The sequence below is a fragment of the Streptomyces kebangsaanensis genome (genome assembly GCF_001906585.1).
GTDB classification, from domain to species: Bacteria; Actinomycetota; Actinomycetes; order Streptomycetales; family Streptomycetaceae; genus Streptomyces; species Streptomyces kebangsaanensis.
In genome coordinates, this window is record NZ_JUJA01000169.1 from 58,836 (window position 1) to 59,151 (window position 316).

Consider the following 316-nt stretch of genomic DNA (forward strand, 5'->3'; position numbering starts at 1 on the left):
CCGCCTCGACCTGGACGAACCCGAGGAGACCCGGCTCTACGACGCCTTCGCCGCCTGGTGGCGCGAGCTCCAGGCCGCCCTCGACGCGGACGGCGACGGCCGCGTCAGCGCCGGCGAGTACGCCGCCGCCGTCCCCTCCCTCGCCGGACCCGCGCTCATCCGCGTCGCCGAGGTGCTCTTCGACGCCACCGACAAGGACGGCAGCGGGACCATCGACGCGGACGAGTACCGGACCCTCTTCCGCACCGCCTTCCACCGCGACCTCACCACCACCGACGGAATCTACGGCCGGAGCGCCTTCGTGAGTGACTTCCTC

The 316-nt window shown here is 72.8% G+C and carries 1 pseudogene; it reads left to right on the forward strand.

The window, feature by feature from the left end:
• A pseudogene (locus RH94_RS45945) lies at positions 1-316 on the forward strand (EF-hand domain-containing protein); the annotation flags it as partial.